This window comes from Nocardiopsis sp. EMB25 (assembly GCF_026797795.1).
In the GTDB taxonomy this organism is placed as follows: domain Bacteria; phylum Actinomycetota; class Actinomycetes; order Streptosporangiales; family Streptosporangiaceae; genus Nocardiopsis; species Nocardiopsis lucentensis.
Genome location: NZ_JAMTDN010000001.1, coordinates 1,413,876 through 1,438,735 on the forward strand (window position 1 = coordinate 1,413,876; position 24,860 = coordinate 1,438,735).

General features: G+C 72.8%; 21 protein-coding genes and 3 riboswitches. Of the genes, 10 read left to right on the forward strand and 11 right to left on the reverse strand.

Annotation, left to right across the window (positions count from 1 at the left end; genetic code table 11):
- Window positions 1-40: 40 nt before the first annotated feature.
- The 4 genes from KIK06_RS06150 to KIK06_RS06165 form a co-directional block, all read right to left on the reverse strand.
- Complete coding sequence (locus tag KIK06_RS06150; protein WP_017600139.1) at window positions 41-634, reverse strand: Uma2 family endonuclease; 594 nt, start codon at window positions 632-634, stop codon at window positions 41-43.
- Between the two features lie 58 nt (window positions 635-692).
- Entirely contained in the window at window positions 693-3,071 is a 2,379-nt protein-coding gene (locus KIK06_RS06155; protein ID WP_268645866.1) for a cobyrinate a,c-diamide synthase, read from the reverse strand.
- Window positions 3,072-3,154: 83 nt separating this feature from the next.
- The gene (gene cobO, locus KIK06_RS06160) at window positions 3,155-3,769 is read right to left on the reverse strand and encodes a cob(I)yrinic acid a,c-diamide adenosyltransferase (protein WP_268642314.1); all 615 of its coding nucleotides are present in this window, start codon (window positions 3,767-3,769) and stop codon (window positions 3,155-3,157) included.
- Window positions 3,769-5,823, reverse strand: coding sequence for a VWA domain-containing protein (locus KIK06_RS06165; protein WP_442789742.1), 2,055 nt, complete (start codon window positions 5,821-5,823; stop codon window positions 3,769-3,771). The genes cobO and KIK06_RS06165 overlap by 1 nt, the downstream gene beginning before the upstream one ends.
- A gap of 28 nt (window positions 5,824-5,851) precedes the next feature.
- Window positions 5,852-5,983, reverse strand: a riboswitch (cobalamin riboswitch).
- A gap of 58 nt (window positions 5,984-6,041) precedes the next feature.
- Between KIK06_RS06165 and cbiE the strand changes: the two genes are divergently transcribed.
- Window positions 6,042-7,280: a precorrin-6y C5,15-methyltransferase (decarboxylating) subunit CbiE gene (gene cbiE, locus KIK06_RS06170; RefSeq protein ID WP_268642315.1), complete on the forward strand. Its 1,239-nt coding sequence runs from the start codon at window positions 6,042-6,044 to the stop codon at window positions 7,278-7,280.
- On the opposite strand, the gene cobM is transcribed toward cbiE, so the two are convergent.
- The 6 genes from cobM to KIK06_RS06200 all read right to left on the reverse strand — a co-directional run bounded on the left by cobM (window position 7,249) and on the right by KIK06_RS06200 (window position 13,989).
- A complete protein-coding gene (gene cobM, locus KIK06_RS06175; protein WP_268642317.1) occupies window positions 7,249-8,031 on the reverse strand; it encodes a precorrin-4 C(11)-methyltransferase in 783 nt (260 codons plus the stop codon). The two genes, cbiE and cobM, sit on opposite strands and share 32 nt — an antisense overlap.
- The gene (locus KIK06_RS06180) at window positions 8,016-9,539 is read right to left on the reverse strand and encodes a precorrin-2 C(20)-methyltransferase (RefSeq protein WP_268642318.1); all 1,524 of its coding nucleotides are present in this window, start codon (window positions 9,537-9,539) and stop codon (window positions 8,016-8,018) included. Before KIK06_RS06180 ends, cobM begins: the two co-directional genes overlap by 16 nt.
- On the reverse strand, window positions 9,536-10,201 hold the full coding sequence (locus KIK06_RS06185) for a precorrin-8X methylmutase (RefSeq protein ID WP_017600148.1): 666 nt from the start codon (window positions 10,199-10,201) through the stop codon (window positions 9,536-9,538). The genes KIK06_RS06180 and KIK06_RS06185 overlap by 4 nt, the downstream gene beginning before the upstream one ends.
- Window positions 10,198-11,169, reverse strand: coding sequence for a nitrite reductase (locus KIK06_RS06190; RefSeq protein WP_268642319.1), 972 nt, complete (start codon window positions 11,167-11,169; stop codon window positions 10,198-10,200). The genes KIK06_RS06185 and KIK06_RS06190 overlap by 4 nt, the downstream gene beginning before the upstream one ends.
- 63 nt (window positions 11,170-11,232) lie before the next feature.
- Window positions 11,233-11,438, reverse strand: a riboswitch (cobalamin riboswitch).
- 119 nt (window positions 11,439-11,557) lie between these two features.
- The gene (locus tag KIK06_RS06195) at window positions 11,558-12,571 is read right to left on the reverse strand and encodes a LacI family DNA-binding transcriptional regulator (protein WP_040690398.1); all 1,014 of its coding nucleotides are present in this window, start codon (window positions 12,569-12,571) and stop codon (window positions 11,558-11,560) included.
- Between the two features lie 50 nt (window positions 12,572-12,621).
- Complete coding sequence (locus KIK06_RS06200; protein ID WP_017600151.1) at window positions 12,622-13,989, reverse strand: hypothetical protein; 1,368 nt, start codon at window positions 13,987-13,989, stop codon at window positions 12,622-12,624.
- Window positions 13,990-14,369: 380 nt separating this feature from the next.
- Here KIK06_RS06200 and KIK06_RS06205 point away from each other — a divergent pair, with 380 nt between their 5' ends.
- The 3 genes from KIK06_RS06205 (at window position 14,370) to KIK06_RS06215 (ending at window position 17,686) form a co-directional block, all read left to right on the forward strand.
- Window positions 14,370-15,713, forward strand: coding sequence for an ABC transporter substrate-binding protein (locus KIK06_RS06205; protein ID WP_017600152.1), 1,344 nt, complete (start codon window positions 14,370-14,372; stop codon window positions 15,711-15,713).
- Window positions 15,714-15,842: 129 nt separating this feature from the next.
- Window positions 15,843-16,784, forward strand: a complete 942-nt coding sequence (locus KIK06_RS06210; protein WP_268642321.1) for a carbohydrate ABC transporter permease — start codon at window positions 15,843-15,845, stop codon at window positions 16,782-16,784.
- A complete protein-coding gene (locus tag KIK06_RS06215) occupies window positions 16,781-17,686 on the forward strand; it encodes a carbohydrate ABC transporter permease (RefSeq protein WP_017600155.1) in 906 nt (301 codons plus the stop codon). Before KIK06_RS06210 ends, KIK06_RS06215 begins: the two co-directional genes overlap by 4 nt.
- A 15-nt stretch (window positions 17,687-17,701) precedes the next feature.
- On the opposite strand, the gene KIK06_RS06220 is transcribed toward KIK06_RS06215, so the two are convergent.
- Window positions 17,702-18,364, reverse strand: coding sequence for a protein-L-isoaspartate(D-aspartate) O-methyltransferase (locus tag KIK06_RS06220; protein WP_017600156.1), 663 nt, complete (start codon window positions 18,362-18,364; stop codon window positions 17,702-17,704).
- Between the two features lie 177 nt (window positions 18,365-18,541).
- Window positions 18,542-18,762: riboswitch (cobalamin riboswitch) on the forward strand.
- A 29-nt stretch (window positions 18,763-18,791) separates the two neighbouring features.
- Between KIK06_RS06220 and KIK06_RS06225 the strand changes: the two genes are divergently transcribed.
- The 6 genes from KIK06_RS06225 to KIK06_RS06250 all read left to right on the forward strand — a co-directional run bounded on the left by KIK06_RS06225 (window position 18,792) and on the right by KIK06_RS06250 (window position 24,524).
- The gene (locus KIK06_RS06225) at window positions 18,792-19,565 is read left to right on the forward strand and encodes an energy-coupling factor ABC transporter permease (RefSeq protein WP_268642323.1); all 774 of its coding nucleotides are present in this window, start codon (window positions 18,792-18,794) and stop codon (window positions 19,563-19,565) included.
- Entirely contained in the window at window positions 19,562-19,945 is a 384-nt protein-coding gene (locus tag KIK06_RS06230) for an energy-coupling factor ABC transporter substrate-binding protein (RefSeq protein ID WP_268642324.1), read from the forward strand. The genes KIK06_RS06225 and KIK06_RS06230 overlap by 4 nt, the downstream gene beginning before the upstream one ends.
- Before the next feature lie 6 nt (window positions 19,946-19,951).
- Entirely contained in the window at window positions 19,952-20,692 is a 741-nt protein-coding gene (cbiQ, locus tag KIK06_RS06235; protein WP_268642325.1) for a cobalt ECF transporter T component CbiQ, read from the forward strand.
- Between the two features lie 35 nt (window positions 20,693-20,727).
- Complete coding sequence (locus KIK06_RS06240) at window positions 20,728-21,636, forward strand: energy-coupling factor ABC transporter ATP-binding protein (RefSeq protein WP_268642326.1); 909 nt, start codon at window positions 20,728-20,730, stop codon at window positions 21,634-21,636.
- A 472-nt stretch (window positions 21,637-22,108) separates the two neighbouring features.
- Window positions 22,109-22,690, forward strand: a complete 582-nt coding sequence (locus KIK06_RS06245) for an SMI1/KNR4 family protein (protein ID WP_268642327.1) — start codon at window positions 22,109-22,111, stop codon at window positions 22,688-22,690.
- A 391-nt stretch (window positions 22,691-23,081) separates the two neighbouring features.
- Window positions 23,082-24,524: a hypothetical protein gene (locus tag KIK06_RS06250; protein ID WP_268642328.1), complete on the forward strand. Its 1,443-nt coding sequence runs from the start codon at window positions 23,082-23,084 to the stop codon at window positions 24,522-24,524.
- The last annotated feature ends 336 nt before the right edge of the window (window positions 24,525-24,860 follow it).

Below are 24,860 nucleotides of genomic sequence, written 5' to 3' on the forward strand. Positions count from 1 at the left end.
GGAGTCCGTCGACCGGTGGTTACAGGAGGCGTGGGCCAGGTCAGCGGATGAACCGGTTCTTCAGCTCGTCGGTGTCCAGGATGATCCCGCTGCCGGGGATCTCGGCCCTGTCGCCGTAGACGTGCCTTGATCGGTCCTGGTACGCACCGCGTTCGGGACGGGAGTGCACCACCACGGCGTTCACGTCGCGGTCGACCAACAGGTAGGCGGGGATGCCGGTGGCGGCGTAGGCGGTGGGCTTCTCGATCCGGTCGCGGGCGTGGGTGTCGGCGTCCCAGGAGGTCACCTCGACGACGGCGAGTACCCCGTCGGGGTCGGCCCACTCGCCTTGGCCGTCGAAGTAGCCGACCGGGGCCAGAATGCCGTCGGGGCGCGCACGGCCGTTGCGGTAGGAGTCGATCTTCAGGCCTTGGCCCTGGATGAGGTCCAGGTCGGGCCGGTGCGCCACGAACTGGCGGAACAGCCACGTCAGGATGCCGTTGTGGTCTCCGTCGGTCACGCCTTCGGCCCAGATCTTCCCGTTGATGTATTCGAGTTTGACGTCTTCGCGTTCGGCGGCCAGGGCGATGGGCTCGAACTGCTGGACGGTGACGGACGGGTGAGCGGGCGGCGGGTGGTGGTCGGCGACGGTCATGATGGGCTCCTCCAGCGCATATCCTAGGCCAACTCGCGCCGCGGCACACGTACTCGTCTCAGGCGAGGGCGGTGAGCAGACGCCGGGTGGTGTCCGGGGGCCGGACAGCCACCCGTACCCAGGAGGGGTCCAGGCCGGGGAAGGTGTCGGCCCGCCGCACGGCCACGCCCCGGTCGCGCAGGAGCGCGTGGACCCCTTCCCCCACCCGGACCAGGACGAACGGCGCTCGGGACGGCACGAAGCCCAGGCCCGCCTCACGCAGCCCGGCCTCCAGGAACCCGCGCCAGTCCTCGAGTTCCTTGGCCCGGCGCAGCCCCTCCGCGTGGGCCTCGTCGGACACGCAGGCGACGGTGGCGGCGATCGCGGGCGCGGACACCGACCACGGCGTCTGCGCCCGGCCCAGCTCACCGAGCACGGCCCCGTCCCCGACGACGTATCCGGCGCGGATGCCCGGGATCGACCAGTGCTTGGTGAGGCTGCGCACCACCACCAGCCCGGCGACCCGCTGACCCGTCAGCGTCTCCGGCTCGCCCGGCACGGCGTCCATGAACGCCTCGTCGACCACGACCACCCGTCCGGGACGGCACAGCCGACGCAGGGCCGCCGCCGGGTGCAGAACACCGGTGGGGTTGGTGGGGTTGCCGACCACGACCAGGTCCGCGTCATCGGGGACGGACCCCGGATCGAACGCGAACCCGTCCTCGGCCGCGCAGAGCACGCTCGTGACCGTGTGCCCGGCCTGTTCCAGGGCGGCGTGCGGCTCGGTGAACTGGGGGTGCACCACGACCGGCCGCCGCCACGGCCGCAGCCGCGCGATCAGGGTGAACGCCTCCGCCGCGCCCGCGGTCGGCAGGACCTCGTCGGGCCGCCGGTCGTGCCGACGGGCGATCGCGGCCCGGGCGGGCTCCGGGTCGGGGTAGACGGCGGAGCGCTCCAGGCTCTCGCGCAGGGCCCGGTCGAGCCAGGCGGGGCGCGCACCCGCGTAGACGTTGACGGCGAAGTCCAGCAGCCCGTCACGGGCCTCGACGTCGCCGTGGTGCCGCAGCGGATCGGACACCTCGTCGGTGGTCGGGTCCGGGCGGCGGGGCGGGGCCGGGGTAGGGGAGGAGGCCGCGACCGGGGCCGCCCGCACGGCGTCCGCGAACCGGGCGGCCAGCCGGGGCTGCCCGGCCCAGTGGACGTGCAGGTAGGAGGCGTGCATGGTCAAGGAGGCGAACCCCTCCGGGGCGCCGTCGACCTCCCACGCCGGACGGTCGCCGCAGGCGCCGGGGGCCAGGCGGGTGCGGTGGAACTCGTGCCCGGTGACCCTCTCCCCGGCACGGGTGAGCAGGGTGTCCCGGGGAGAGACGGCCTCCGGGTAGCGCAGGGTGAGCCGCTTGGTCATCCGGGCGCGCGCGGGCAGGGCCCCGGCCATGGCCTCGCCGTCCAGCGACTCGGAGAGGTAGAGCAGCCCCGCGCACTCGGCGACGGTCGGCACCCCGCCCCGTACCGCGTCGCGCAGGTCGGCCAGCAGGCGCCGGTTGGCGGCGAGCCGCCCCGCGTACACCTCGGGGAAACCCCCGCCGAGGTAGAGGCCCCGGGTGCCGGAGGGCAGTCCGGTGTCCTCGAGCGGGTCGAACCCGACGACCTCGCACCCGGCGGCGGTGAGCAGCTCCTCGGTCTCGGTGTAGCGGAAGGTGAAGGCCCTCCCGCCCGCCACCGCGACCACCGGCCGCTCCGCGGTGGGGGAGGGGCCCACCTCACGGGCGGGGTCCCAGGGGCGGGCGTCCAGGGCGGGCGCGGAGCGGGCCAGGTCGAGCAGCGCGGCCAGGTCCACCTGGCGCCCGATGTGCTCTCCCAGCCGCTCGACCGCCCGCGCCGACTCCGCCCGTTCGGCGGCCGGGACGAGCCCCAGGTGCCGGGACGGGGTGGCCAGCCGTTCGTCGCGGCGGACCACGCCGAGGACGGGCAGACGCGTGGACCGGGTGATCTCGGCGACGTTGCGCTCCGACCCCGCCTGGTTGAGGATCACGCCGACGACCTCGACCGCCGGGTCGTAGGCGGCCATGCCCGCCACCAGCGCACCCACCGAACGTGACATCCGGGACACGTCCACGACCAGCACCACCGGGGTCCGGGTCAGGGCCGCGACGTGCGCGGACGAGGCGAACCCGTCGGCGCCGATCCGTCCGTCGTGCAGCCCCATCACCCCCTCGACGGCGGCGACGTCGGCGCCCCGCGCCCCGTGCAGGAGCAGCGGCGCGATCCGGTCCTCGCCCACCAGGTGGGGGTCGAGGTTGCGGCCGGGCCGCCCGGTGGCGAGGGCGTGGTAGCCGGGGTCGATGTAGTCGGGGCCGACCTTGTGGCCGCTGACCGCGTGCCCGGCGCCGCGCAGCGCCGCCATCAGCCCGGTCGCGACCGTGGTCTTGCCCTGGCCGGTCATGGGGGCGGCGATCATCAGCCGGGGCAGGACCGTCGCCCCGGAGGACCCCGGGGTCACCGAAGGGACCATGGCCCCCGGGACATCCGGCGGCGGGGGCGTCACCACTCGATCCCCCGCTGGCCCTTCCGCCCGGCGTCCATGGGGTGCTTGACCTTCGTCATCTCGGTGACCAGGTCGGCGGCCTCCAGCAGTCGGGGGTCGGCGCGGCGGCCGGTGATCACCACGTGCTGGCGGCCGGGCCGGTCCCGCAGCGCGGCCACGACGTCGTCGGCGTCGACCCAGCCCCAGGCGATCGGGTAGGTGAACTCGTCGAGGATGAGCAGGTCGTGCCGCTCGTCGGCCAGGCGGCGTTTGATCTCCTCCCAGCCCTCGACGGCGGCGGCCTCATGGTCCTCCTCGCTGCCCTTGCGGCGGCTCCACGACCAGCCCGAGCCCATCTTGTGCCACTCGACCGGACCGCCCTCGCCGGTCTCCTCGTGGAGTCGGCCCAGGCGCTCCAGCACGGTCTGCTCGCCGATGCGCCACTTCGCCGACTTGACGAACTGGAACACCCCGATCCGCCAGCCCTGGTTCCAGCCGCGCAGCGCGAGGCCGAACGCGGCGGTCGACTTGCCCTTGCCGTCACCGGTGTGGACGGCCAGCAGCGGCTGGTTGCGGCGCTGTCGCGTGGTGAGTCCGTCGTCGGGGACGACGAGTGGTTTTCCCTGGGGCATCAGGAGGCCCTCTCTCGTACGGCGGAGCCCAGCGCGTCGGCGCTGACCTCGCTGACGGGCAGGTGGTCGGCGCCGAGGTGGGCGGCCAGGCGGCCGGCCAGACCGAGGCGCAGCGGACCGGACTCGCCGTCCACCACGACGGTGGTGACGCCCAGTCCGGCGACGTGGTCGGCGGCGCTCAGCGCGCGGCCGACGGCGCCGCGCCCGCCGGTGGCCCGTCCGTCGGTGACCACGACGAGCAGCGGGCGCAGCCGCGGATCGCGCAGGCGTTCGCGGCGCAGGACCCGGGCCGCCTCCACCAGACCCTCGGCGAGCGGCGTGCGGCCTCCGGCGGGCAGGTCGTCGAGGCGGGCCGCGGCGATGTCCACGGACCGGGTCGGCGGCAGCGCGAGTTCGGCGTCCCGGCCACGGAAGGTGACCAGACCGACCTTGTCACGCCGTCGGTAGGCGTCGAGGAGGAGGGAGAGGATCGCGGTCTTGACCTCGGTCATGCGCTTGCGCGCCGCCATGGATCCGGAGGCGTCGACGCAGAACAGGACCAGGTTGGTCTCCTGGCCCTCGCGGACCGCGACGCGTAGGTCGCCGGGCTGGAGCCGGAGCCGTCCGCCGCCGTGCGGACGGGACGCCGCGGCCCGCACGGTCTCGACCAGATGGAGTGAGCTGCCGGGCCCCTGACCGGGTGGGGCGGCGCCGATCCGTCGGCCCCGCGCTCCCACGGCCCGGCTGCGTCTGCCGTCGGCCCCCTCACCTGAGCCCCGGACGGTGAGCAGCCGGGGCCGGTAGGGGGCGGCGGCCTTGACGGGGGCGGCACCGGCGGGACGGGGCGCGGGGGAGTCGTCCTCGGAGCCCTTCGCCTCCTGGCTGGCGGGTTCCTCGTCGGGCGCCCCGCCGTCCGGCGCCGCGTCGGGACCGTCCGCGCCGGAGGAGGCGTCGGCATCGGAGCTGTCGTCGGTACCGGCGGACGGGGTGTCGGGATCGTCGGACCCCTGCGGGTCCGGCGGCGCCGGCGGGTCCGGCGGGGGCTCCTCGTCGCCCAGGATCCGGTCGAGGAGGTCCTCGTCGAGTCCCGGAGCGTCGAACGGGTTGCGCCGACGACGGTGCGGCAGGGCGAGCAGGGCGGCTCGGCGGATGTCGGCCCGGGTGACCGAGGTCCGGCCCGCCCAGGCGGCGTGCGCCATAGCCGTGCGCGCGGTGACGATGTCGGCCCGCAGACCGTCCACGTCGAAGGCCGCGCACACCTCGGCGATCTTCAACAGCGCGGCCTCGGACAACCGCACCCGCGCCAGCGACTCCCTGGCGACGGCGACGCGCTTGGCGAGGGCCTCCTCGGCGTCGCGGTAACGCTCGGCGAAGGCGGCCGGATCGGCGTCGTGGGCCATGCGCCTGCGCACGACCTCGGCGCGCCGGGCGGGCTCGGGCGGCGCGGCGACCTCGACGGTGAGCCCGAACCGGTCGAGCAGCTGCGGGCGCAGTTCGCCCTCCTCGGGGTTCATCGTGCCGATGAGCAGGAACCGGGCCGTGTGCTCCACGGAGAACCCGTCGCGCTCCACGGTCACCCGGCCGGTCGCGGCGGCGTCGAGGAGGAGGTCGACCAGGTGGTCGTGGAGCAGGTTGACCTCGTCGACGTAGAGGATCCCGCGGTGGGCCCGGGCCAGCAGGCCGGGTTCGTAGGCGACCTGGCCGTGGGTGAGCGCCTGCTCCAGGTGCAGGGAGCCCAGGACGCGGTCCTCGGTGGCGCCGACGGGGAGTTCGACGAGCCGTACCGGGCGGCTCTCCACGGGCGAGCCGGAGCCGAAGGGGCCGTCCGGGGACCGCTGCGCCGGGTCGGCGGGGTCCACGGAGAACCGGTCGCCCCGGTAGACGTCGACGGGAGGCAGGAGGGAGGCCAGGCCCCGGACCGCGGTGGACTTGGCGGTGCCCTTCTCCCCGCGCACCAGGACGCCGCCGATCTCCGGCGAGACGCTGGTGAGGACCAGGGACAGGCCCAGGTCGTCGAGGTGTTCGTCGTCGCAGCCGACGATCGCGGAGAACGGATAGTGCGTCCGCAATGGCATGGTGAGGCTCCCGCTCGTTGCGCCATACGTCAAGGGCGGGCGCGAGGCCGGTCTTCGGACTTGCCGAGTCCTCCGAGGAGGCTCGATTCACCGCAGCGGGCCTGTGCCGGAATCTCACCGGTCTTCCCAGATTCTCCCCGCCGTCCGTCCCCACCGTTTCCGATGGTTGGGCCGCCGGGGCACCTCACGCCTGTCGCCGCCACGATAGCGTCTGGGACATGAAGCCCGATCCGCCCCCTCCCGCTGAACCCCGCGTCACCGTCGTCGGCGTCGGCGCCGACGGCTGGCCCGGGGTGCCGGAACGGCTGCGCCGCCTCATCCTGGACGCGGACGCGGTGCTGGGCGGACGCAGGCACCTGGCGATGCTGCCCGAGAGCGCCGGACAGCGCCGCGAGGCCTGGCCCTCACCCCTGCGGGAGGGGCTCCCATCCCTGTTCGCCTCCCTCGAAGGCGCCTCCGTGGTGGCCCTCGCCTCCGGCGACCCCCTCGTCTCCGGTGTCGGAACCACGCTGATCGACCTGCTGGGCGCCGACGCAGTGCGGGTGGAGCCCGCCGTCTCCTCGGTCGCCCTGGCCCGCGCACGGATGGGCTGGTCGGCGGAGCGGAGCGCGGTGGTGACCCTGGTCGGACGCGACCCCCGCCTGCTGTCGCGGGAACTGGCGCCCGGACACCGCGTCCTCGTGCTCTCCTCGGACGGCGACACCCCCGACGCGGTCGCCGCCCTGCTGGTCGGTGCCGGGTACGGCGCCACCCGGATGACCGTGCTGGGCGACCTGGGCACGGACACCGAGTCCCGGCTGCAGGCCACCGCGCGCGACTGGCTGACGGACCCGCCCGGAACGGTGCCCGCCCTGCACGTGCTGGCCCTGGAACTGGTCGGCCCACCCGCGTACGGCATGGTGGCGGGGCTGTCCGACGACGCCTTCGAGCACGACGGGCAGCTGACCAAGCGGGACCTGCGCGCCTCGGCGCTGGCCCGGCTGGCGCCCGCGCCGGGACAGCACCTGTGGGACGTGGGCGCGGGCGCGGGCTCGGTGGGCATCGAGTGGATGCGCGCCCACCCGACCTGCACCGCCACGGCGGTGGAGGCCGACACCGAACGGGCCGCGCGGATCGGCCGGAACGCGGGCCGCCTCGGCGTCCCCGGCCTGCGCGTGGTCACCGGCCGCGCACCGGACGCGCTGGTCGCGCTCCCCTCGCCCGACGCGGTGTTCATCGGTGGCGGCGCGACCCGGCCGGGCGTGCTCGAGACCTGCCTGCGGGTGCTGCGGTCGGGCGGTCGGCTCGTGGTGCACGGCGTGACCCTGGAGACCGAGCAGCTGATCGCGGACGCCTACCGGAGCCACGGAGGGGAGCTGACCCGGATCGCCGTCGAGACCGCCGCGCCCATCGGCGCGTTCACCGGCTGGACGCCCGCGCGCACGGTCACCCAGTGGTTCCTGGAGGTGGAGAGCTGACCCGGGGGCGGTCCGGATCGTAGAGGAAGGACTCACCACCGGTCCGGGGATCGAGCGCCCGTCCCACGAGGATCACCGCCGCCTGCCGCAACCCGACCTCCTCCACCGCGTCCGCGATGGTGGCGACCGTGCCGCGCAGCACCGCTTCGCCCGGCTGACTGGCCCGGTGGACGACGACGACCGGGCAGTCGGCGCCGTACGACGGTTCGATCTCGGCCATCAGCTCCCGCACCCGTCTGATCGCCAGGTGCAGGACCAGCGTGGCCCGGGTCGCCGCGAACGCGGCCAGCGACTCGGTCTCCGGCATGGCGGTCGACCGCGCCCGGGTCCGGGTCAGCACCACCGACTGGGCCACCAACGGCACGGTCAGCTCCCGCCCGGCCAGCGCCGAGGCGGCCGCGTACGCGGGCACCCCGGGCGTGACGTCCCACGGGACCCCGTGCGCGTCGAGCCGCCGGGTCTGTTCGGCCAGCGCCGAGTACAGCGACGGGTCCCCGGAGGTGAGCCGCACGACGTCCCGGCCCGCCGCGTGCGCGGCGACCAGGTGATCGGTGATGCGGTCCAGGTCCAGGCCCTGGGTGTCGACCAGTTCGGCGCCGGGCGCGCAGTGGGTCAGGACCTCGGGGTCCAGGTACGTGCCGGGGTAGAGCACCACGTCGGCCCCGGCGAGCATCCGCGTGGCGCGGACGGTCAGCAGGTCGGCGGCTCCGGGCCCCGCCCCCACGAAGTGCACGGTCACGGTCGCACCCACCTCGGGGTCCAGACCCGGCCCGCCTCGGAGACCCGGGTCGCCGGCGCGCCGACGATCAGCAGGCAGCGCATGTCGACGGTGGCCGGGTCGAGCTCACCGAGGGTGGTCACCGTCAGGGACTCGCCCTCCCGGCCGACGTCGCGGCCGACGACGACCACCGTGTCGGGCTTGCGGTGCTCCAACAGGATCCGGCGGGCGGTGGCGATCTGCTCGGTCCGGGACCGGGAGGCGGGGTTGTAGACGGCCAGTGTCAGATCGGCCTCGCAGACGGCGCGCAGCCGCCGCTCGATCACCTCCCACGGCTTCAGCCGGTCCGAGAGGCTCATCACCGCGAAGTCCCCGCCGATCGGGGCGCCCGCCCGGGCCGCGACCGCCTGGACGGCGCTGACCCCCGGCAGCACCCGGACGGGCACGTCGCGGAAGGCGGGGTCCTCGGCCGCCTCGAACACGGCGGTGGCCATGCCGAAGACACCGGCGTCCCCTCCGGAGACCACGGCGACGCGTTCGCCCCGCCCGGCCAGCTCGAGGGCGAGTCGGGCGCGGTCGAGCTCGACGGTGTTGCCGGAGGAGTGCCGGGTGAGTCCGGGGCGCTGCGGGACCCGGTCGACGTAGGGGCCGTAGCCCACGACGTGGTCCACCTCGGCGAGCGCAGCGGACGCCTCGGCGGTCAGCCAGTGGTCGGGGCCTGGGCCCAGGCCGACGACCAGCAGTTCGGCCGCGGGTTCGGCGGGTGTGGCCTCCTCCCGCGTCGCCGCGTCGCCGCTTCGGGACCGTCCGTCGCCTCGGGACCGCCTGCCGTTGCGACTGTCCCCGGTGACCAGGACCAGGGAGAAGTAGGGCACCGTCGCCGGGTCGACCTCCGCGACCGGCAGCCGCCGCTCCCCGTCCATCGAGGCGCGCTCGACGTAGACCGCGTGCTCCAGCCGCCCGGCCGCCGCCAGGGCGCGGCGGACGGCGGGGAAGGTCCGGCCCAGCTTCATGATCACGGCCGCGTCGGTGTCCGCCAGACGGCGGGCCAGCTCCGGTTCGGGCAGGGTGCCCGGCAGGACGGTGAGCACGTCGGTCTGCCGGGCCAGCGGGGCCGACGCGGCGGCGGCGAACGCCGGGACCCCGGGCACGACCTCGGTCTCGTACCGTTCCGACAGCCGGTCGTGCATGTACATGAACGACCCGTAGAACAGCGGGTCGCCCTCCGACAGCAGGACGACGTCGCGGCCCGCGTCCAGATGGGCGGCCAACCGTGCGGCGGAGGCCTCGTAGAAGTCGGCCAGAGCCCCCGCGTAACCGCCCGGATGGTCGGTCGCGCCGGTGGTCACCGGGTAGGTGAGCTGCTCCTCGATCGCCGTGTCCGGGATCAGGTCCCGGGCGATGCGGCGGGCGTTGGACTCCTTGCCGACCCCGGCGTGGTAGGCGACCACGTCGGCTCCGGTGATGAGCCTGGCCGCCTTGAGGGTGATCAGCTCGGGATCACCGGGGCCGACGCCGACGCCGTGGAAACGACCGGTCACTCCTCCTCCTTGGCGAGTGCGTTGAGGGCCGACGAGGTCATCGCGGAACCCCCGCGGCGGCCGCGGGCGGTCACGTAGGGGATGTCGAGGCCGTGTCGGCCCGCGAACTCGGTCAGCGCCTGCTTGGACTCGGCCGCGCCGACGAAGCCGACGGGGCAGCCGACGATCGCGGCCGGGCGCGGGGCGCCGTCGGCCAGCATCTCCAGCAGGTGGAACAGGGCGGTGGGCGCGTTGCCGACGGCGACCACGGCGCCGTCGAGCAGCGGCTCCCACAGCGACACCGCCGCCGCGGTCCGGGTGGTGCCCCACTCCCGGGCGAGGGAGGGGACCCGCTCGTCGCCGAGGAGGCAGAGCACCTCGTTGTCGCTCGGCAGGCGGCTCGCGGTCACGCCGGTGGCCACCATGGTCGCGTCGCACAGGATCGGGGCGCCGGACCGGAGGGCGCAGCGCGCCGCCGGGACCAGGTCGGGGTGGACCACCAGGTCGTCGGCGAGGTCGACCTGTCCGGTGCCGTGGATCATCCGCACGGCGAGCCGTTCGGCGTTGGCGGGCAGGTGGTCGAGCCGCGACTCACGCCGGATGATGGCGAAGGAGTCGGCGTAGATCGCCGGTCCGTCGTCGATGTACTCGTAGTGTCGGTTCGGTCTGCTCGGTGCGGTCACTGTTCGCCTCCCGGGACGATGACGCCGCGCCACGGCGTGACGACGAGCTCGTCGGATCCCGCGGCGTGTGCCTCGGCGGCGAGCGCCTCGGCCGCGGAGCGGTCCAGACCCTCCTCCGTCACGGGGGCGTGCCGTCCGCCCCCGGGCAGCGGGCCGTACGGCAGCGGCGGTGCGGGGGCCGGCAGTCGCGGGTCCGGTGGTACCGGTTCGGTCAGCGGGGAGGGGAGTTCGGCGACGTGCCAGGCCGCGGTGGGTCCGTCGCCGCGCCGCGCGAGGAAGGCGTCGGCCAGCCGGACGAGTGCGGCGGCGGCCTCGTCGAGCGGCGTCAGCGGGCCCCAGCCCTCGCCGACCCTCAGTTGCGCGGTGTGCCCGTCGAGGGCGACCAGCCCCAGGTCGCAGGAGCGCTCCAGCAGGTCGCCGCGGCCGTCGTCCAGGACGAACAGGAAGCGCCCGGGAAGGTCGGCGCGGCGCGGGTCGGCGCACAGCAGCCCGTCCAACGCGGCGGCGAGGGGGCGCAGGTCGGCCCGCCCGCCCGTCGCCCGCCATCGCTTTGGGGGCGCTTCGCACGGTGCGGAGCTTCCACCCTCGACGGACGCCTTCGGCGCGGTCCGCCCATCCTCCCACGCCCCCGAGGGGGCCGTGCGCGGGGAGACCATGATGTTGCGGACCAGCTCATGGGTGCGCGAGGGCAGCAGGCCGGTCCCCTCCAGGGCCCGGAGCACCTCGGGGGCCAGCTCTCCGTCATGCCCGGGCAGGGCGCGCAGCTGTACGTTGGCCCGGCCGGTGACGTGGATCCGGCCGTCACCGTACTCGGCGGCCACGGCGGCCAAGGCGAGCAGCGAGCGGGCGGGGAACCGGCCGCCGACGAGCCGGAGGCGAACAAGCAGCCCGTCGTCGGCGGGCCAGGGGCGCAGCGCACCGGGGCAGCGGTCGCGCCGGGTACGGAGGGAGGGGGACGGGGAGTCCATCGGGGATGCGTGTGTCCTTCGGGTCAGGGACCCATACGCGGGGTCCGCGGATGACCTGGCGGCCCTTCACCGCCAGTGCCAGCAGGTCTTCGGACTCGGGGTCGACCGGTGCGGAACGCCTTCCCGGAGCGGTGCTCCAGTGGCTGTCCCGGGAAACGTCTTCCCGGAACGTGCCCGACCGTCACCCTCACCGCTGCGCGTCAGTTCCGGACTCTCACCGGATTCCCTGTCCCACGAGGTGGAGATTCACTGGCCCGACGAGGGTATCTCGTCACCTCCGGACCTGGCCCAGGGCCCTTCGCCCTGATGGGGCCCAGGGGAGCCGACCCGTCACCCGGACGGGTCGGCTCCGCGCCGGGGTGGACGTCGCCCGCGCCCGCCGCGGGGATCAGGGGCCCTGCTGTACGGGGCGGGTGCTGCCGCGCACCACCAGACGGGTGGGCAGCATCATGGTCGGCGGCGGTTCTCCGCCGGACTCCAGGAGGTCGAGCAGTATCCGGGCGATGAGGTTCCCCTGCTCCGTCACGGGCTGTTCGACCGTCGTCAACTCCAGGACGTCGGCGAGTTCGTGGTTGTCGAAGCCGACCACCGAGATGTCCTCGGGGACGCGCAGACCACTGCGGCGGATGGCTCGCAGCGCGCCGAAGGCCATCTCGTCGGACTGCGCGAAGACGGCGGTGGGACGTGTGGCACCGCTGAGAAGGGCGCTCATGGCGCGTTCACCGCCCGCCACCGTGTAGTCGCCGACGGCCTCCAGCTCCGGCCGGTACGCGATACCCGCCTCGCCCAGGACGTCGCGGTAGGCGCGCGCTCGGTCACGCGGAGTGGTGAAGTCGTGCGTCGTCGGGCCCCCGCCGCTGATGTGCGCGATGTCGCGGTGCCCCAGCATGATCAGATGGCGCATGGCACTGGTGGCTCCCGCCACGTCGTCGATGCGCACGCACGCGAAGCCGTCCGCCTCCGCGCCCACCAACCCCAGGGGCACGTCGAGCCCGGACAGTGCGGCCGACTGCTCCCTCGAGAGCGGCATGCTCAGCACGGCCACCGCGTCCACCCGGCGCCGCAGCGGTATCGCGTCGAAGAAGCGGTCGCGGCTGGCCGCGTCGGGGAGGTTGTACAGCAGCAGGTCGAAGCCCCTCGCGCGGAGGACCTCCTCGATGCCGAAGACCACCTGCCCGAAGAACCACCGGTTGACGTAGGGCGCCACGACACCGATCGTCTGCGTGCGCCCGCTCGCCAGCCGGGACGCGCTCGGAGTGATGGTGTAGTCCAGTTCGCGCGCGATGCGCACGATGCGCAGGCGCGTGTGCTCCGCCACGCTGGGCAGGCCGCGGAGAGCGCGCGACACCGTCGCGGTGGAGACCCCGGCCCGGTTCGCCACATCCGAAAGACTCGCTCCCACGGCTCTTCCCCCTGATCCGTACCGCCCGGCCCGTGCCGGCACCAGGCAGCCTATTCTGCCCCCGGCGGTCGTCGCCGCGGGTCCTCCGCGGACTCGGCCGCGCGCAGGGCGACCGACACGTCGTCGCGGTCCGCGTAGGGGTCCTCCACGCGCCGCACGTCCAGGGGGAGGGGGCGGTCGTCGGCGGTACGGGCCCGGCAGCGGCCCGGCGCGCGCCCGTAGGAGACGGCACAGGCGACGAAGACGCCGTCGGCGTACAGTTCCAGGTACTCGCCGAACAGCAGGGCGCGCAGGTGTCCGACGGGTCGTTCCAGCCGGGTCTCCTGGACGGGGGCGCCCGCTCCGCATCGCACCCGCAGTCCGTCCGGTGCCACGTCCACGGTGAACCCCGACTCCTCGCCCCGGAGCACGACCCTGGCCGGCCCGCCGTCGACGGTGACGTCCACGACCGCGTTCCACACCGGGGCGCCGGGGTCGGGCACGGACCGCAGGTGGGGTTCGACGCCCCGCCACCAGCCGAGCCGGAGACGGCCGTCCGGGGCGGTCTCCAGAACCTTGGGTTGGGCGAGCATGCCCCGGCAGGGCGCGCCCCCGTCGTCCAGTCCGGTCCTGCGCTGGACGGTGTGCAGCAGGAGCCGCTCGCCCCCGGGGCCGTTCACGAGGCGGGGAGCGTAGGGACCGGGCGGTGCGAGCGGTCCGAGCCGTTCCCACGTCCCGTCCAACCGGTCGGCCCGCCACGCCTCGATGTGGTGGGAGGGGCCGATGGAGCCGAGCAGCAGCCATCCTCCGGGCACGCGTTCGAGTACGGGGCACTCCAGTTCGTCGACGTCGCCGGGAACGAGCAGGGGAGGCCGAACGGTCCACCGCTCCAGGTCGTCGGAGACGGCGAGCCCCACGCAGCCGGAGCGTTCGACGGGGCCGTGCGCGGTCCGGGCGCACACGAGCATGGCGTAGCGGGATCCGAAGATCCCGCCCTCCGGTTCGACGATCCACGGGTCGCGCCAGGCCTCCTGGGCACCGGTGCGGTACCACCGTCCGTCCGGACGCACGACGACACCGGGGACGCGCCGCCACCCCGAGGCGTCGTCGGCACGGGTCCGTGCCAGACCCACGGCCTGCCGCTTGTCCCCGTCGTCGTGCACCCCCGTGTAGGCCATCGTCCAACCGTCCCCGTGGCGCAGGGGGTGCATCGTCCACACGCTGGTGTCGTCGAACTCCCCGGGGCGGCCCACGCCGAAGGCGGGCGCGAGCGGCTCCCAGCGGACCAGGTCGTGGGAGACGGCGCGTCCGTAGGAGGTCTCCAGCAGGCTGACGTCGGGATGCTCGGTCCAGGGGGCCTGTAGGTGCAGGAGCACGTAGGACGGCCCCTCCACGACCGCGAAGTCGTTGAGGCAGGCCCCTGGTGGTGCGTAGCGCATGGTCCTCGGTCCTCTCGTGGACGGCGTGGGAACGGCGTGGCCCCGCTGCGGTCATGGACCTTCGGGAGCGTGACTGGTGCAACAGTACATGCAATCGCTTACATTCTCCTAGGCGAGTGATTGTTTCCGCTGGTTTCATGTAAACGGAGAGATCAGGGTGCTGATGTTGCCGTCCTGTGTCGGATCGTGTGCTCTCGGTGCGTAATTTGTCACAGCAGTGCAACGACTGGATGTAAGCGATTGCATTCGTGTTTTCCGTGGCTAGCGTTGGGTGGCACAGCTCACAGGACACCGCCTGTCCGGCACGCGGACATCCGCCTGGCGCGGCACCTCCGCCGATCGCGGCCGACATGTCGGGTGTCCGTTAGGAGGAGACGATCGTGCGAACCAAGCGAACCGAACCACGCGGCGCCCTGCGCGCCGCGGCCGTGCTGGCGGTCCCAGCCCTGGCTCTCACCGCGTGCGGCACGGGAGGAGGAGGGGGCGCCGAAGCGGGTGACGGCGAGGGCCTCATCACGATCTGGGCGCACCAGGGCCAGGACCGGGAGGTCGTCGCCCTCCAGGACGCGGTCGACGCCTTCAGCGACACCCACCCCGACATCACGGTGGACCTCACACTTATCCCCGAGGCGGACTACACGACCACCGTCACCACGTCGAGCCCCGACGAACTGCCCGACGTGCTCGAATTCGACGGCCCCACCATGGCCAGCCTGGTCTACAACGGCAAACTCTCACCGATCGACGACTTCGTGTCGGAGGAGACCCGCGCCAACGCCACCGACTCGATCCTGGCCCAGGGCACGATCGACGGGTCCCTCTACGGCCTGGGCGTGTTCGACTCCGGACTCGGCGTCTACGGCAACGCCGCCCTCCTGGACGAGGCCGGGGTCGCCTACCCCGAGGGCCTGGAGGACGCCTGGACGGCGGAGGAGTTCACCGACGCGCTCGCGGCCCTGGCCGCAGAGGACGAGGACGGCCGCGTCCTGGACGTCAAGCAGAACTACGGTTTCGGGTCCGGCAGCGAGTGGACGACCTACGCGTTCTCCCCCGTGGTCTGGTCGGCGGGCGGCTCGCTGATCGAGGGCGACAGCGCCGACGGAGCCCTCAACACACCCGGCACCGTCGAGGCGCTGAGCCTGGTCCAGGAGTGGGCCGCCTACACCGACGCCAACACCGACGACAGCGCCTTCGTCTCCGAGGACGTCGCGCTGTCCCTCGTCGGCCACTGGGAGTACCCCAACTACTCCGAGGCGCTGGGTGAGGACCTCGTCGTGCTCCCCCTCCCCGACTTCGGCAACGGCGTCAAGACCGGCCAGGGCTCCTGGGCCTGGGGCGTCTCCGGTGCCTCCGACAACGGTTCCGCCGCCGGTGAGTTCATCGACTTCCTGATGGCCGACGAGCAGGTCGCCGCCCTCACGTCGGCCAACGGGGCGCCTCCCGGCACGAGGTCCGCCGTCGAGGCCAGCGACCTGTACGGTCCGGGCGGGGATCTCGCGCTGTTCGCCGACCAGCTGGCGGCGACCTGCGGAGAGGGACCGGTCACCGCCGACTGCGTGTCCGTGCCGCGCCCGGTGACCGCCGGATACCCCGTCATCACCCGTCAGTTCGCCGACGCCTTCGCCACCATCTGGGAAGGGGGCGACGTCTCCGAGGCACTCGACGACGCGGTCACCGCGATCGACACCGATTTCGCCGACAACGACTCCTTCACCATCTCCTAGCGCTCGGTCTCCGAGGGAGGGCGCCGCGCCGTCCACCGGGACCGCGTCCGCCGACGGACGCGGTCCCCGCGGCGCCCGACCCGCGCGAGAGACCGCTCCCCGAGATCCCTGCGACCTCAAGGACCCTCCATGACCGCTCCCGCTCCGCCGGGTGCCACCCGAACCCGCCCGAAGGCACGACGCGAGGGGTGGGCGGGGCCGCTGATGGCCCTGCCCGCCGTCGCCGGACTGCTGCTGTTCGTCGCGCTTCCCTTCGCGATGGCCGTTGGGCTGTCACTGTTCAACGTCCGGCTCGACTCCTTCCGGCCGCCCGACTTCTTCGCCCTGGAGCAGTACCGGCGCATCCTCGCCTCGCCGGAGTTCAGCGGCGACTTCTACCGGGCGCTGGGCAACAACGTCCTGTTCGCCGCCGTCATCGTGCCCGTGCAGACGGCGGCCGCCCTGGGACTGGCGCTCCTGCTCAACCGTCCGCTGCGCGGCATGCCGGTGTTCCGGACGTTCTTCTTCATGCCGGTCGTCTTCCCGATGGCCCTGATCGCGACGGTCTGGCGGCTCATCTTCGATCCGGGGCCGGACGGCATGCTCAACTCCGTGCTCGGGCTCGCCACCTTCGGCCTGTTCTCCTCACACGACTGGCTCGGGGAGGCGAGCACCGCCATGCCGTCGATCATGCTGCTGTCCCTGTGGCAGGGCGTCGGGTTCCAGATGGTCATCATCCTCGCCGGCCTGCAGGGTATTCCCAAGCAGCTCTACGAGGCGGCCGAGATCGACGGGGCGGGCCGTTGGCAGAGGTTCCGGGCGGTCACCCTGCCGGGGCTGCGCAACACCCTCGTCTTCGTCGCCCTGGTCACCACGATCCTGTCGTTCCGTCTGTTCGACCAGGTCTACATCCTGACCCGCGGCGGACCGGACGGCGCCACCAGCACGGTGATGCACCTGGCGGTGACCACGGCCTTCGCGGAGAGCAACGTCAGCCGTGCCGCGGCCATGACCGTCGTGCTCTTCGTCGTGGTCCTCGGCCTCACCCTGCTGCAGCGCCGCCTCGTCACCCAGGAACGGGAGATCTCATGACCGTGCTCACCGACCGGCCGACCGCGCCCCGACGGGTCCCGACCAGGAGGCGCGGGCCGGCGCGCCGACTCCACCCGTCCGTGCGGCGCGGACTCGACTACCTGCTGATGAGCACGGTGACGCTGCTCTTCGCCTCCCCGATCCTGTACATGGTCGTCGGCAGCCTCAAACCCGACGACCAGGTCCTGGACGGGCTGGCGGGCTTCGTCCCGAGGAACCTGTCCCTGGACAACTACGTCGACGTCTTCGCCACGTTCGACGATCCGAGCACCGGGTACTTCCTGGACTTCCTCGGTACGTCGGTGATCGTCACCGGCATCGTCGTCCTGGGCGGCCTGGTGGTCAACTCGATGGCCGCCTACGCTCTGGCCCGACTGCGCTGGCGTGGCCGCGACGCCGTCCTCATCCTGGTCCTGGCGCTGGTCGTGCTCCCCTTCGAAGCGATCGCGGTGCCGCTGTTCTACCTGCTCAACGACTTCCGCAACACCCTGGCGGTGCAGTCGGTCCCGCTGGTCGCCAACGCCTTCTCCGTCTTCCTCTTCTACTCCTTCTTCCTGAAGATCCCCAAGGAGATCGAGGAGGCCGGGCGGATGGACGGAGCGGGAGCGTTCAGGATCTTCGTGCGGATCATCGTCCCGATGAGCAAGCCCGTCTTCGCGACCGTCGCCATCCTGTCCTTCCTGACACAGTGGGGGATGTTCCTGTGGCCGGTGCTCATGGTCAATGATCCGGCCGTGCGCCCGCTGCCGCTGGCCATCAGCGTCTACCAGGGACAGCCGCCCTTCGAGTGGGGCGACATCATGGCCTTCGGTGTGATGATGGTGCTGCCCATGCTCGTCGTGTTCCTCGTCTTCCAGCGCTGGTTCGTGCGCAGCGTGGCCTCCAGCGGGCTCAAGGGCTGAGCGGGGCGGAGGGGGTCAGGCGTCCGCCCACCCCTCCGGGAGCGGGTAGCCGTGTTCGCCGTGCAGCCGGACGAACCTCGCGCGGATCACCGAGGCGCGGCGCTCCAGGCCCCGCTCCGTGCGCACGAACAGCACCACGTCCTCGTCACCGCCGGTGCCGATCGGCTGTACCAGCCGCCCTCCCGTCGCCAGCTGCTCGACGAGCGGCGGGGGAACCCTCGGGTGGGCGGCCGAGACCAGGACGGCGTCGAACGGCGCCTCGTCGGGAGCCCCGAGCGTCCCGTCGCCCACGCGCGGCACGACGTTGGTCACACCCAGGCCCTCGAGCCTCGTCCGGACGCGCTCGACCATCTCGGGCCACAGGTCGACGCTCACCACCCGCGCCGACAACCGGGCCAGCAGGGCGGTCTGGAAGCCGTAGCCCGTCCCGACCTCCAGCACGCGCTCGTCCCCTGTCAGCCGCAGGGCCTCGATCATCGCGGCCGACAGGGACGGCTGCGTGGTCACCTGCCCGTGCCCGATGGGCAGGGGGCGGTCCTCGTAGGCCTGGGCCCGGTGAGCGGCCGGGACGAACCGGGCGCGCGGGACCTCGCCGAACGCCGCGAGCACGCGCTCGTCGTGTACACCCTGCGCCCGCACCGCGCGGACCAGGTCCTCCGGGGCGGCACTCCACAGCACCTGAACCCCTCCCTGCCCAGGGGACGCGTGCCGCCCCGCCACCAGGGCGGACCCCAGGGTCGACGCGGCACGGAAGGCTGGTCGCCTGTGGTCAGCAGCTTAGTTCCGCGCGTCCTTCACACGGGGTTCGGGCGGGGCCGCTTCCTCCCCGCTTATTGCCAACCCCCCGGTCAGGGCGTACTTTCATGGGGCCGTGGTGTTCGGGAAGTCCGGTGTGAATCCGGCGCGGCCCTCGCCACTGTGTACGGGAAGCCCTCGTGTCCCGCGTACGACCGGATCCGTCCGGTGACGCGGCCACACGCCACTGGGGAGGCACTCTCACGGGTGCGGACCTGGGAAGGCGGACACGGGGACGGTGACCCGGCAGCCAGGAGACCGGCCACGGCGCTGATGACCGCCCACGAGGTGCTGGAGATTGGTCCCCACAATGCACATACCCGAAGGCCTGCTGCCCCCACTGCACGCCGCCGCCTGGACCGCGGCCGCGGCACCGTTCATCGTCCACGGCGTCCGCTCGCTCACCCGCGAGGTCCGCGCCAACCCCGACGCCAAACTGCTGCTCGGCGCAGCGGGCGCGTTCTGCTTCGTCCTCTCGGCACTGAAGATCCCCTCGGCGACCGGAACCAGTTCCCACCCGGTGGGGGTCGGCCTGGGCGCGGTGCTCTTCCGACCACCGGTGATGGCGGTCCTGGGCACGATCACCCTGCTCTTCCAGGCACTGCTGCTCGCGCACGGCGGACTGTCCACCCTCGGAGCCAACGCCTTCTCGCTCGCGGTGGTCGGCCCGTGGGTGGCCTACGGAGCGTTCCGGCTCGTGCGCTCGGTCACCACCCGGCTGTCCGAGGGGCTGTCACTGTCCCTGTCGGTGTTCGCGGCGGCGTTCTCGGCCAGCCTGGGCACCTACACCGTCACCAGCCTCCAGCTCGCCCTGGCGCACCCGGACCCGGAGGGCGGGATCGTCGGGGCGTTCGTCAAGTACGCGACGATCTTCTCCCTCACCCAGATCCCGATCGCGGTCATCGAGGGCCTCATCACCGTGGCGGTGATCCGGATCCTCACCTCGGTGAGCCGTGGCGACCTGGTCCGGCTCGGGGTCCTGCGCGCGTCCGCCGCACCCCCGTCCCCGTCCCCGTCCGGGACGCGGACCGAGGCCGCGCCCGCGACCGCCGCCGAGGACCGGGAGAAGGGGAGCAGCGAATGAGCGACCAGACCAAGCCCCGCGCGTGGGTGACCTGGGTACTGCTGGGCGCCGTGGCCGTCGTTGCGGTGCTGCCGTTGCTGACGGGGGCCGCCGACCACCTGGAGGAGCCGTTCGCCGGAGCCGACGGTGAGGCCGAGAGCCTGGTGAACGAGCTGAACCCGGAGTACGAGCCGTGGCTGTCGCCCGTGGTCGAGCTGCCCTCGGGGGAGGTCGAGTCCGGGCTGTTCGCGCTGCAGGCGGCGATCGGCGCCGGGATCGTCGGCTACGCGTTCGGGGTGGCCCGCACACGGTCCCGCCTGCGCCCTGAGCAGGGTCCCGCCGTCACCACCGGTACCGGAACCGCCGCCCTGGAGCCGAACGACGACGTCTCCGACGGCTGACCCATCGTGACACCGATCGACACCGCCGCCTACCGGAGCCGGTGGCGGCGGTACCACCCCGCCGTCAAGGGGGTGCTCTGCGGCGGACTGCTCGCGTGCGCCCTGTTGCTGCCACCGTGGCCGGGCGCCGCGCTGGTGGCGGCGGCCACCCTGGCCGCGGCCGCCGCGGCCCGTGTCCCTCCGGGACTGCTGGTACGCGTGGCGGCCGCACCGCTGCTGTTCGTCGCCACCAGCGCGGCTCCACTCCTGGTCACGGTGGGCGGACCGGAGACGCTGGGCTGGGCCGAGGGCGGAGCGGCCCGGGCCGCGGAGGTCGCGGCGCGGGCGTCCGCGGCGGTCGGCACCCAGCTCTTGTTCGTACTGACCACCCCCGTGGCCGACCTGCTCGCCCGACTGGCCCGGACCCGGCTGCCCACCGCCCTGGTCGAGGTGGTCGCCCTGACCTACCAGATGCTGATGGTGCTGCTGCAGACCGCCCGGCGGGTCGGGTCCGGCCAGGCGGGGCGGCTCGGGTACCACTCCCGGCGGTCCGGGATCCGCTCCGCGGGGGCGCTGGGCGGGGTGCTGTTCGTCCGTTCCCTCGACCGGGCGCGCCGGCTCCAGGAGGGGCTGGCCTGCCGCGGGTACACGGGGCGGCTCACCGTCCAGGTCGACGAGCAACCCGTCCGTCCGGTGGAGTTGGCCGCGGCCGCCACCCCGCCGCTGCTGGTCGCCGCGCTCTCCCTCGCTCACGCGGCCCTGCTGTGAACAGCGGGCCCGCCGACGACTTCCAGGAGGCACGCATGCCCGCCCGACCTGCGGGGCCCGACCCCCGTGCCGCCGCGGCGGCACGCCACGCGCCGTCCGGCCCCGACGGCCCGCCCGTCCTGGCCGGACAGGGGCTGCGCTACGACTACGAGGACACCGGTTCCGCGCTGACCGGGGTGGACGTGCGAGTCCGCTCCGGCGGGCTGCTGGCGGTGCTGGGCCCCAACGGGGGCGGTAAGACCACCCTGCTGCGGCTGTTGGCGGGCAGCCTGGCCCCCACCCGGGGATCGGTGCTGTTGGACGGCGAACCGCTGCCGCGCGGTCGGCGCGGCCGCGACCGGTTGCGCCGCCGCGTGCAGATGGTCTTCCAGGACCCCGACGACCAGCTGTTCTCCGCCACCGTCGGCCAGGACGTCTCCTTCGGTCCCGTCAACCTGGACCTGCCCGCCGCCCAGGTCCGGGAACGGGTGGACTGGGCGCTGGCCGCGCTCGGCATCACCGGGCTCGCCGACCGGCCCACCCACCTGCTCTCCTACGGCCAGCGCAAGCGGGTGGTGCTGGCCGGGGCGATGGCGATGCGCCCGGACGTGCTGATCCTGGACGAGCCCACGGCCGGGCTGGATCCGGCGGGGGTGGCGGAGCTGGTGTCGACCCTGGACGGGTTGCGGGCTCGGGGCGCCACGCTGGTGGTGTCCACGCACGACGTGGACCTGGTACACGGCTGGGCGGAGCGGGCACTGGTCCTGGACCGGACGGTGCTGGCGGAGGGCCCGGCCGGGGAGGTGCTGGGCGACACCGCCCTGCTGGCCCGGGCCCGGCTGCGCCCCGCCTGGGGTCCCCTGGTGGGGCGGGCGCTGCGCGCGCACGGGCTGTTGCCCGATGCCGCCGCCGACCCGGCCTCCCCCGAGGATCTGGCCCGGCTCCTCGGCAGGCCCGACCGATGAGCTCTTCCCTCTTTTCCCGCGGAGGGCCGGACGGGTGATCCGAAGCGGACGCAACGCTCGCACCCTCCGGGTGTACGTCTTCGGCCGATGCGGTGCACCCTCGCGAGGGCGCGGGGTCCCGCCGCCGCCATCGGATGAGAAGTCTGGTTAACACGTGCCGCCACGTGTCATTTCGTGTCGTTTCGTGTCGCCCCATCCGATGCGCCGTGCTGTCTGGGGTCGGGTGGTGCCGCCGGGTGTCGTGCCAGTACGGAACTGAAGAGCACGAACGGAGCACACACGCCCGGTTGGCGGCGTCCGATGGCACCTCGCGAGGTTCTCAGCATCGGTGTCTTTTCAAGGGATCGTGGTACTGGCTCAGGGTTGTGAGGCTAACGGGCTGTGGTCTGCACGTTCAGGACACAGAAGGCTCACGCTGGCGGGCGGGTAACGTCCGGGGACCGGACAGAGTCCGGGTAGACAACGTGCCGTGATGATCGGAAGGGGAAGCGCCGTGTCGTGGGTCAGCCGGATCGCCGACGCCGTCGAGTGGCGGTCGATGGACGTCGACATCGCGTGGGAGGTGATCGAGGCGCGCCTGGGCACGGCGCTTCCCGCCGACTACAAGGAGCTCTGTCGGTGCTTCGGGGTGGGGGAGTTCAGCGGGTATGTGCATGTGTACGGTGCCCCGGGAGGCGCCGACTCGCAGATGGTGGACAAGCTGGCGTCGCTGTGGCGAACACTGGAGACACATCCGATCACGCGGGACGCCTTTGATCCGTACGGTCTCTACCGTCCGGGTGGAGCAGGCCTGATCCCCTGGGCCGTGTCGGAGACGGCCGTCGAGTTCTCCTGGGCCGCCGACGTCGAGGTGCCGCCGCAGGACTGGCCGGTGGTGGCGCGGACCGAGGTCAGCCCTTGGCGGCGCTTGCCGATGTCGGCCTCGGAGTGCCTCTTCCGCGTCCTGACCGACGTCTCCTTTACGGAGTTCACTATCGCCGACCTGATGGAACGTCCGTCCTTCAGGCCGTACGCGATGGAGTCCCGGGTATCGACCAGGGGTTGTGCGCGGTGACTCCTCTCGGCCGCGGCCGGTTTCTGATCGTGGAAAGGTCACCGGGCTTGTGTGGCGACGGCGCGCTGCGCGGTGCGGGAGGTGTGGCTGGTGTTGCGTGATGCCGGTTTTGTGACTGATGCCTGTTGGTTTGTGAAACCTGAGCGGATCCGGCCTTGCGTCAGGGAGCGAGATAGTCCATCCTTACCGTCATGATGACGCACATCGCACGGAAGGGCGGCCTCCGCCCGGGCCTTTGAGCGCCCCTGAGTGGACCATCGGCGAGCCCGCCGATGGACGATCCACTTTTCTTCGACACGTCACCTCTCTTTTCGCCGAGCATGGTGAACCCCCCTGGCCGAACGACGGTCGGCCGTTCCCCGACGACCCTCCCGACTGGGCCAACGCCACGATGCGCAGCGTCGTCCTCGACGGGATCCGCACCCACCACTTCGGGGTCGGCCCGAAGGCGGAACAGGCTGACGCACTGGCCGGAATCCTCGCCCGGACCGTGGAGGAGCCTCCTGACATCGCTGCGGCGCAACTCTTCCACGACGCGCTCGCCGAGACCGACGCCCTGACAGTCGTCGACCATCTCCTCGAACCCATCGCTGCGCGCAAGGTGTCCCGCCGCCGTGCGCGGGTGCTCGCCCGATGGACGGCCGAGCACGGCACGCACCGCGACGCCGTCAAAATCGCGCTGGCTCTGCTGGGCCTGTGCGGAGACGAACGCGAACGAGAACTGTTCGTCCTGCTCGGGTCACTGGACGAGTTCGCTCTCTACGCGGCCGTCGCGTTGCGGCGTGTCGTACCCGACCCCGAACCGGACCTGTTCCGACTCGCCCGACGGGCCACGGGGTGGGGCCGCATCCACGTGGTGAAGCGGCTGGAAGGCACCACCGATCCCGCCATCCGGGCATGGCTCCTACGAGAGGGCTTCCGTAACGGGGTCATGGACGAGTACCTCGCCCACTTCGCCGCGGTGAACGGAGGACTGCTGGAAGCCCTTACCAAGGGCGGACCTGAAGGGAAGGTGGACGACGCACTGCTCGACGGGGCGGGAGGCATCCTCGGAGCCATGGCCCTCTCCGAGGGCGGACCGGCCAAAGGGCTAGTGGACTATCCGGACGCGTTCGCCGCGCTCGAACGCTACACCGAACTGATCGACGGCGCTCCCGCCACCCTGGGGCGGCTCGCAGACCTGATGACGATCCGTACCTACCTGCTCGGCGAGCCCGGGGACCTGGGGCATTCGGCCGACGAGGTGACTCGGCTCGGCCGACGACTCACACGAACACTGGAGCGTCCGGAATGGGAAGCGGAGGTCCGTGCGCACCTGGCCGAGCCCGACGGGAAGGATGTCGGTAGTGCGCTATGGGTGGCAGACAAGCTGGGACTGCGGCCGTTCGACGACGTCCTGCGGCGTCTGCGCGTGGCACCGCGGGACTCCTCGGCCTGGCACTGGGCCTTTCGCTGGGTCACCCGGGAGCGGGTGAACGATCTTCTGGAACTCGCCCAGACCCTGTTGCCGCTCGAAGAACTGGCGACAGGGCCGTCCGAGGTGTCGTCGGTGGGGCCCGGGTATGAGGATGACCGTGCTCTGGAGAGCGTCCTACGCGGTATGGCCCGGACACCGGGTTCGGATTGGCCGCTCATCCGTACCGGCCTGCGCAATCGTTGCATCGGGGTGCGTGCGGCTGCGATCAGCGCCCTGGAGGCGTGGTGTGGGCGGTCCCTTCCGGCGGAGGCGGTAACCGTACTTCGTCGGGCCGAGGCCGAGGAGCCGCACGCTCACACCAAGGAAAGCATGTCGGCCGTTCTGGGGCGGCTCGATCTCGGTTCCGGAACGGACTGATCCTGCGAAGCGGTCCGGGCTGGCACCTGTCGTTGGCTCGGGCCGTGTGCTCCGTCCACCCGGTGCGGGGCTTGCGGGGCCAGGGGTTCCGGGTGGTGCCGGACTGTTTCGTTCTGGGTGTGGTGGAGGTTGTGGCGCGTGTCGGGATCGCCTCCCGTCACTCACTGGTGTACCCCCCCACATGCGAAGGCTTTTGACCTATGAACGTTTTCTCAGGTCAAAAGCTTAAGCTCCTGGGGGTGAGTGACGGGACCTGAAACTGCGGTGGGGAAGTTTCCTGACCTGAGAAAGTACGAGAAGTCGCAGGTAGTGGGGGATACGGTTGCTCGGTTGTGC

What these genes read in the sequence shown, in the direction of transcription:
- KIK06_RS06150 (WP_017600139.1), bottom strand. Translation starts at nt 634, where the DNA reads ATGACCGTCGCCGACCACCACCCGCCGCCCGCTCACCCGTCCGTCACC.
- KIK06_RS06155 (WP_268645866.1), bottom strand. Translation starts at nt 3,071, where the DNA reads ATGATCGCCGCCCCCATGACCGGCCAGGGCAAGACCACGGTCGCGACC.
- cobO (WP_268642314.1), bottom strand. Translation starts at nt 3,769, where the DNA reads ATGCCCCAGGGAAAACCACTCGTCGTCCCCGACGACGGACTCACCACG.
- KIK06_RS06165 (WP_442789742.1), bottom strand. Translation starts at nt 5,823, where the DNA reads ATGCCATTGCGGACGCACTATCCGTTCTCCGCGATCGTCGGCTGCGAC.
- cbiE (WP_268642315.1), top strand. Translation starts at nt 6,042, where the DNA reads ATGAAGCCCGATCCGCCCCCTCCCGCTGAACCCCGCGTCACCGTCGTC.
- KIK06_RS06190 (WP_268642319.1), bottom strand. Translation starts at nt 11,169, where the DNA reads ATGGACTCCCCGTCCCCCTCCCTCCGTACCCGGCGCGACCGCTGCCCC.
- KIK06_RS06200 (WP_017600151.1), bottom strand. Translation starts at nt 13,989, where the DNA reads ATGCGCTACGCACCACCAGGGGCCTGCCTCAACGACTTCGCGGTCGTG.
- KIK06_RS06210 (WP_268642321.1), top strand. Translation starts at nt 15,843, where the DNA reads ATGACCGCTCCCGCTCCGCCGGGTGCCACCCGAACCCGCCCGAAGGCA.
- KIK06_RS06215 (WP_017600155.1), top strand. Translation starts at nt 16,781, where the DNA reads ATGACCGTGCTCACCGACCGGCCGACCGCGCCCCGACGGGTCCCGACC.
- KIK06_RS06225 (WP_268642323.1), top strand. Translation starts at nt 18,792, where the DNA reads ATGCACATACCCGAAGGCCTGCTGCCCCCACTGCACGCCGCCGCCTGG.
- KIK06_RS06230 (WP_268642324.1), top strand. Translation starts at nt 19,562, where the DNA reads ATGAGCGACCAGACCAAGCCCCGCGCGTGGGTGACCTGGGTACTGCTG.
- KIK06_RS06240 (WP_268642326.1), top strand. Translation starts at nt 20,728, where the DNA reads ATGCCCGCCCGACCTGCGGGGCCCGACCCCCGTGCCGCCGCGGCGGCA.
- KIK06_RS06245 (WP_268642327.1), top strand. Translation starts at nt 22,109, where the DNA reads ATGATCGGAAGGGGAAGCGCCGTGTCGTGGGTCAGCCGGATCGCCGAC.
- KIK06_RS06250 (WP_268642328.1), top strand. Translation starts at nt 23,082, where the DNA reads ATGCGCAGCGTCGTCCTCGACGGGATCCGCACCCACCACTTCGGGGTC.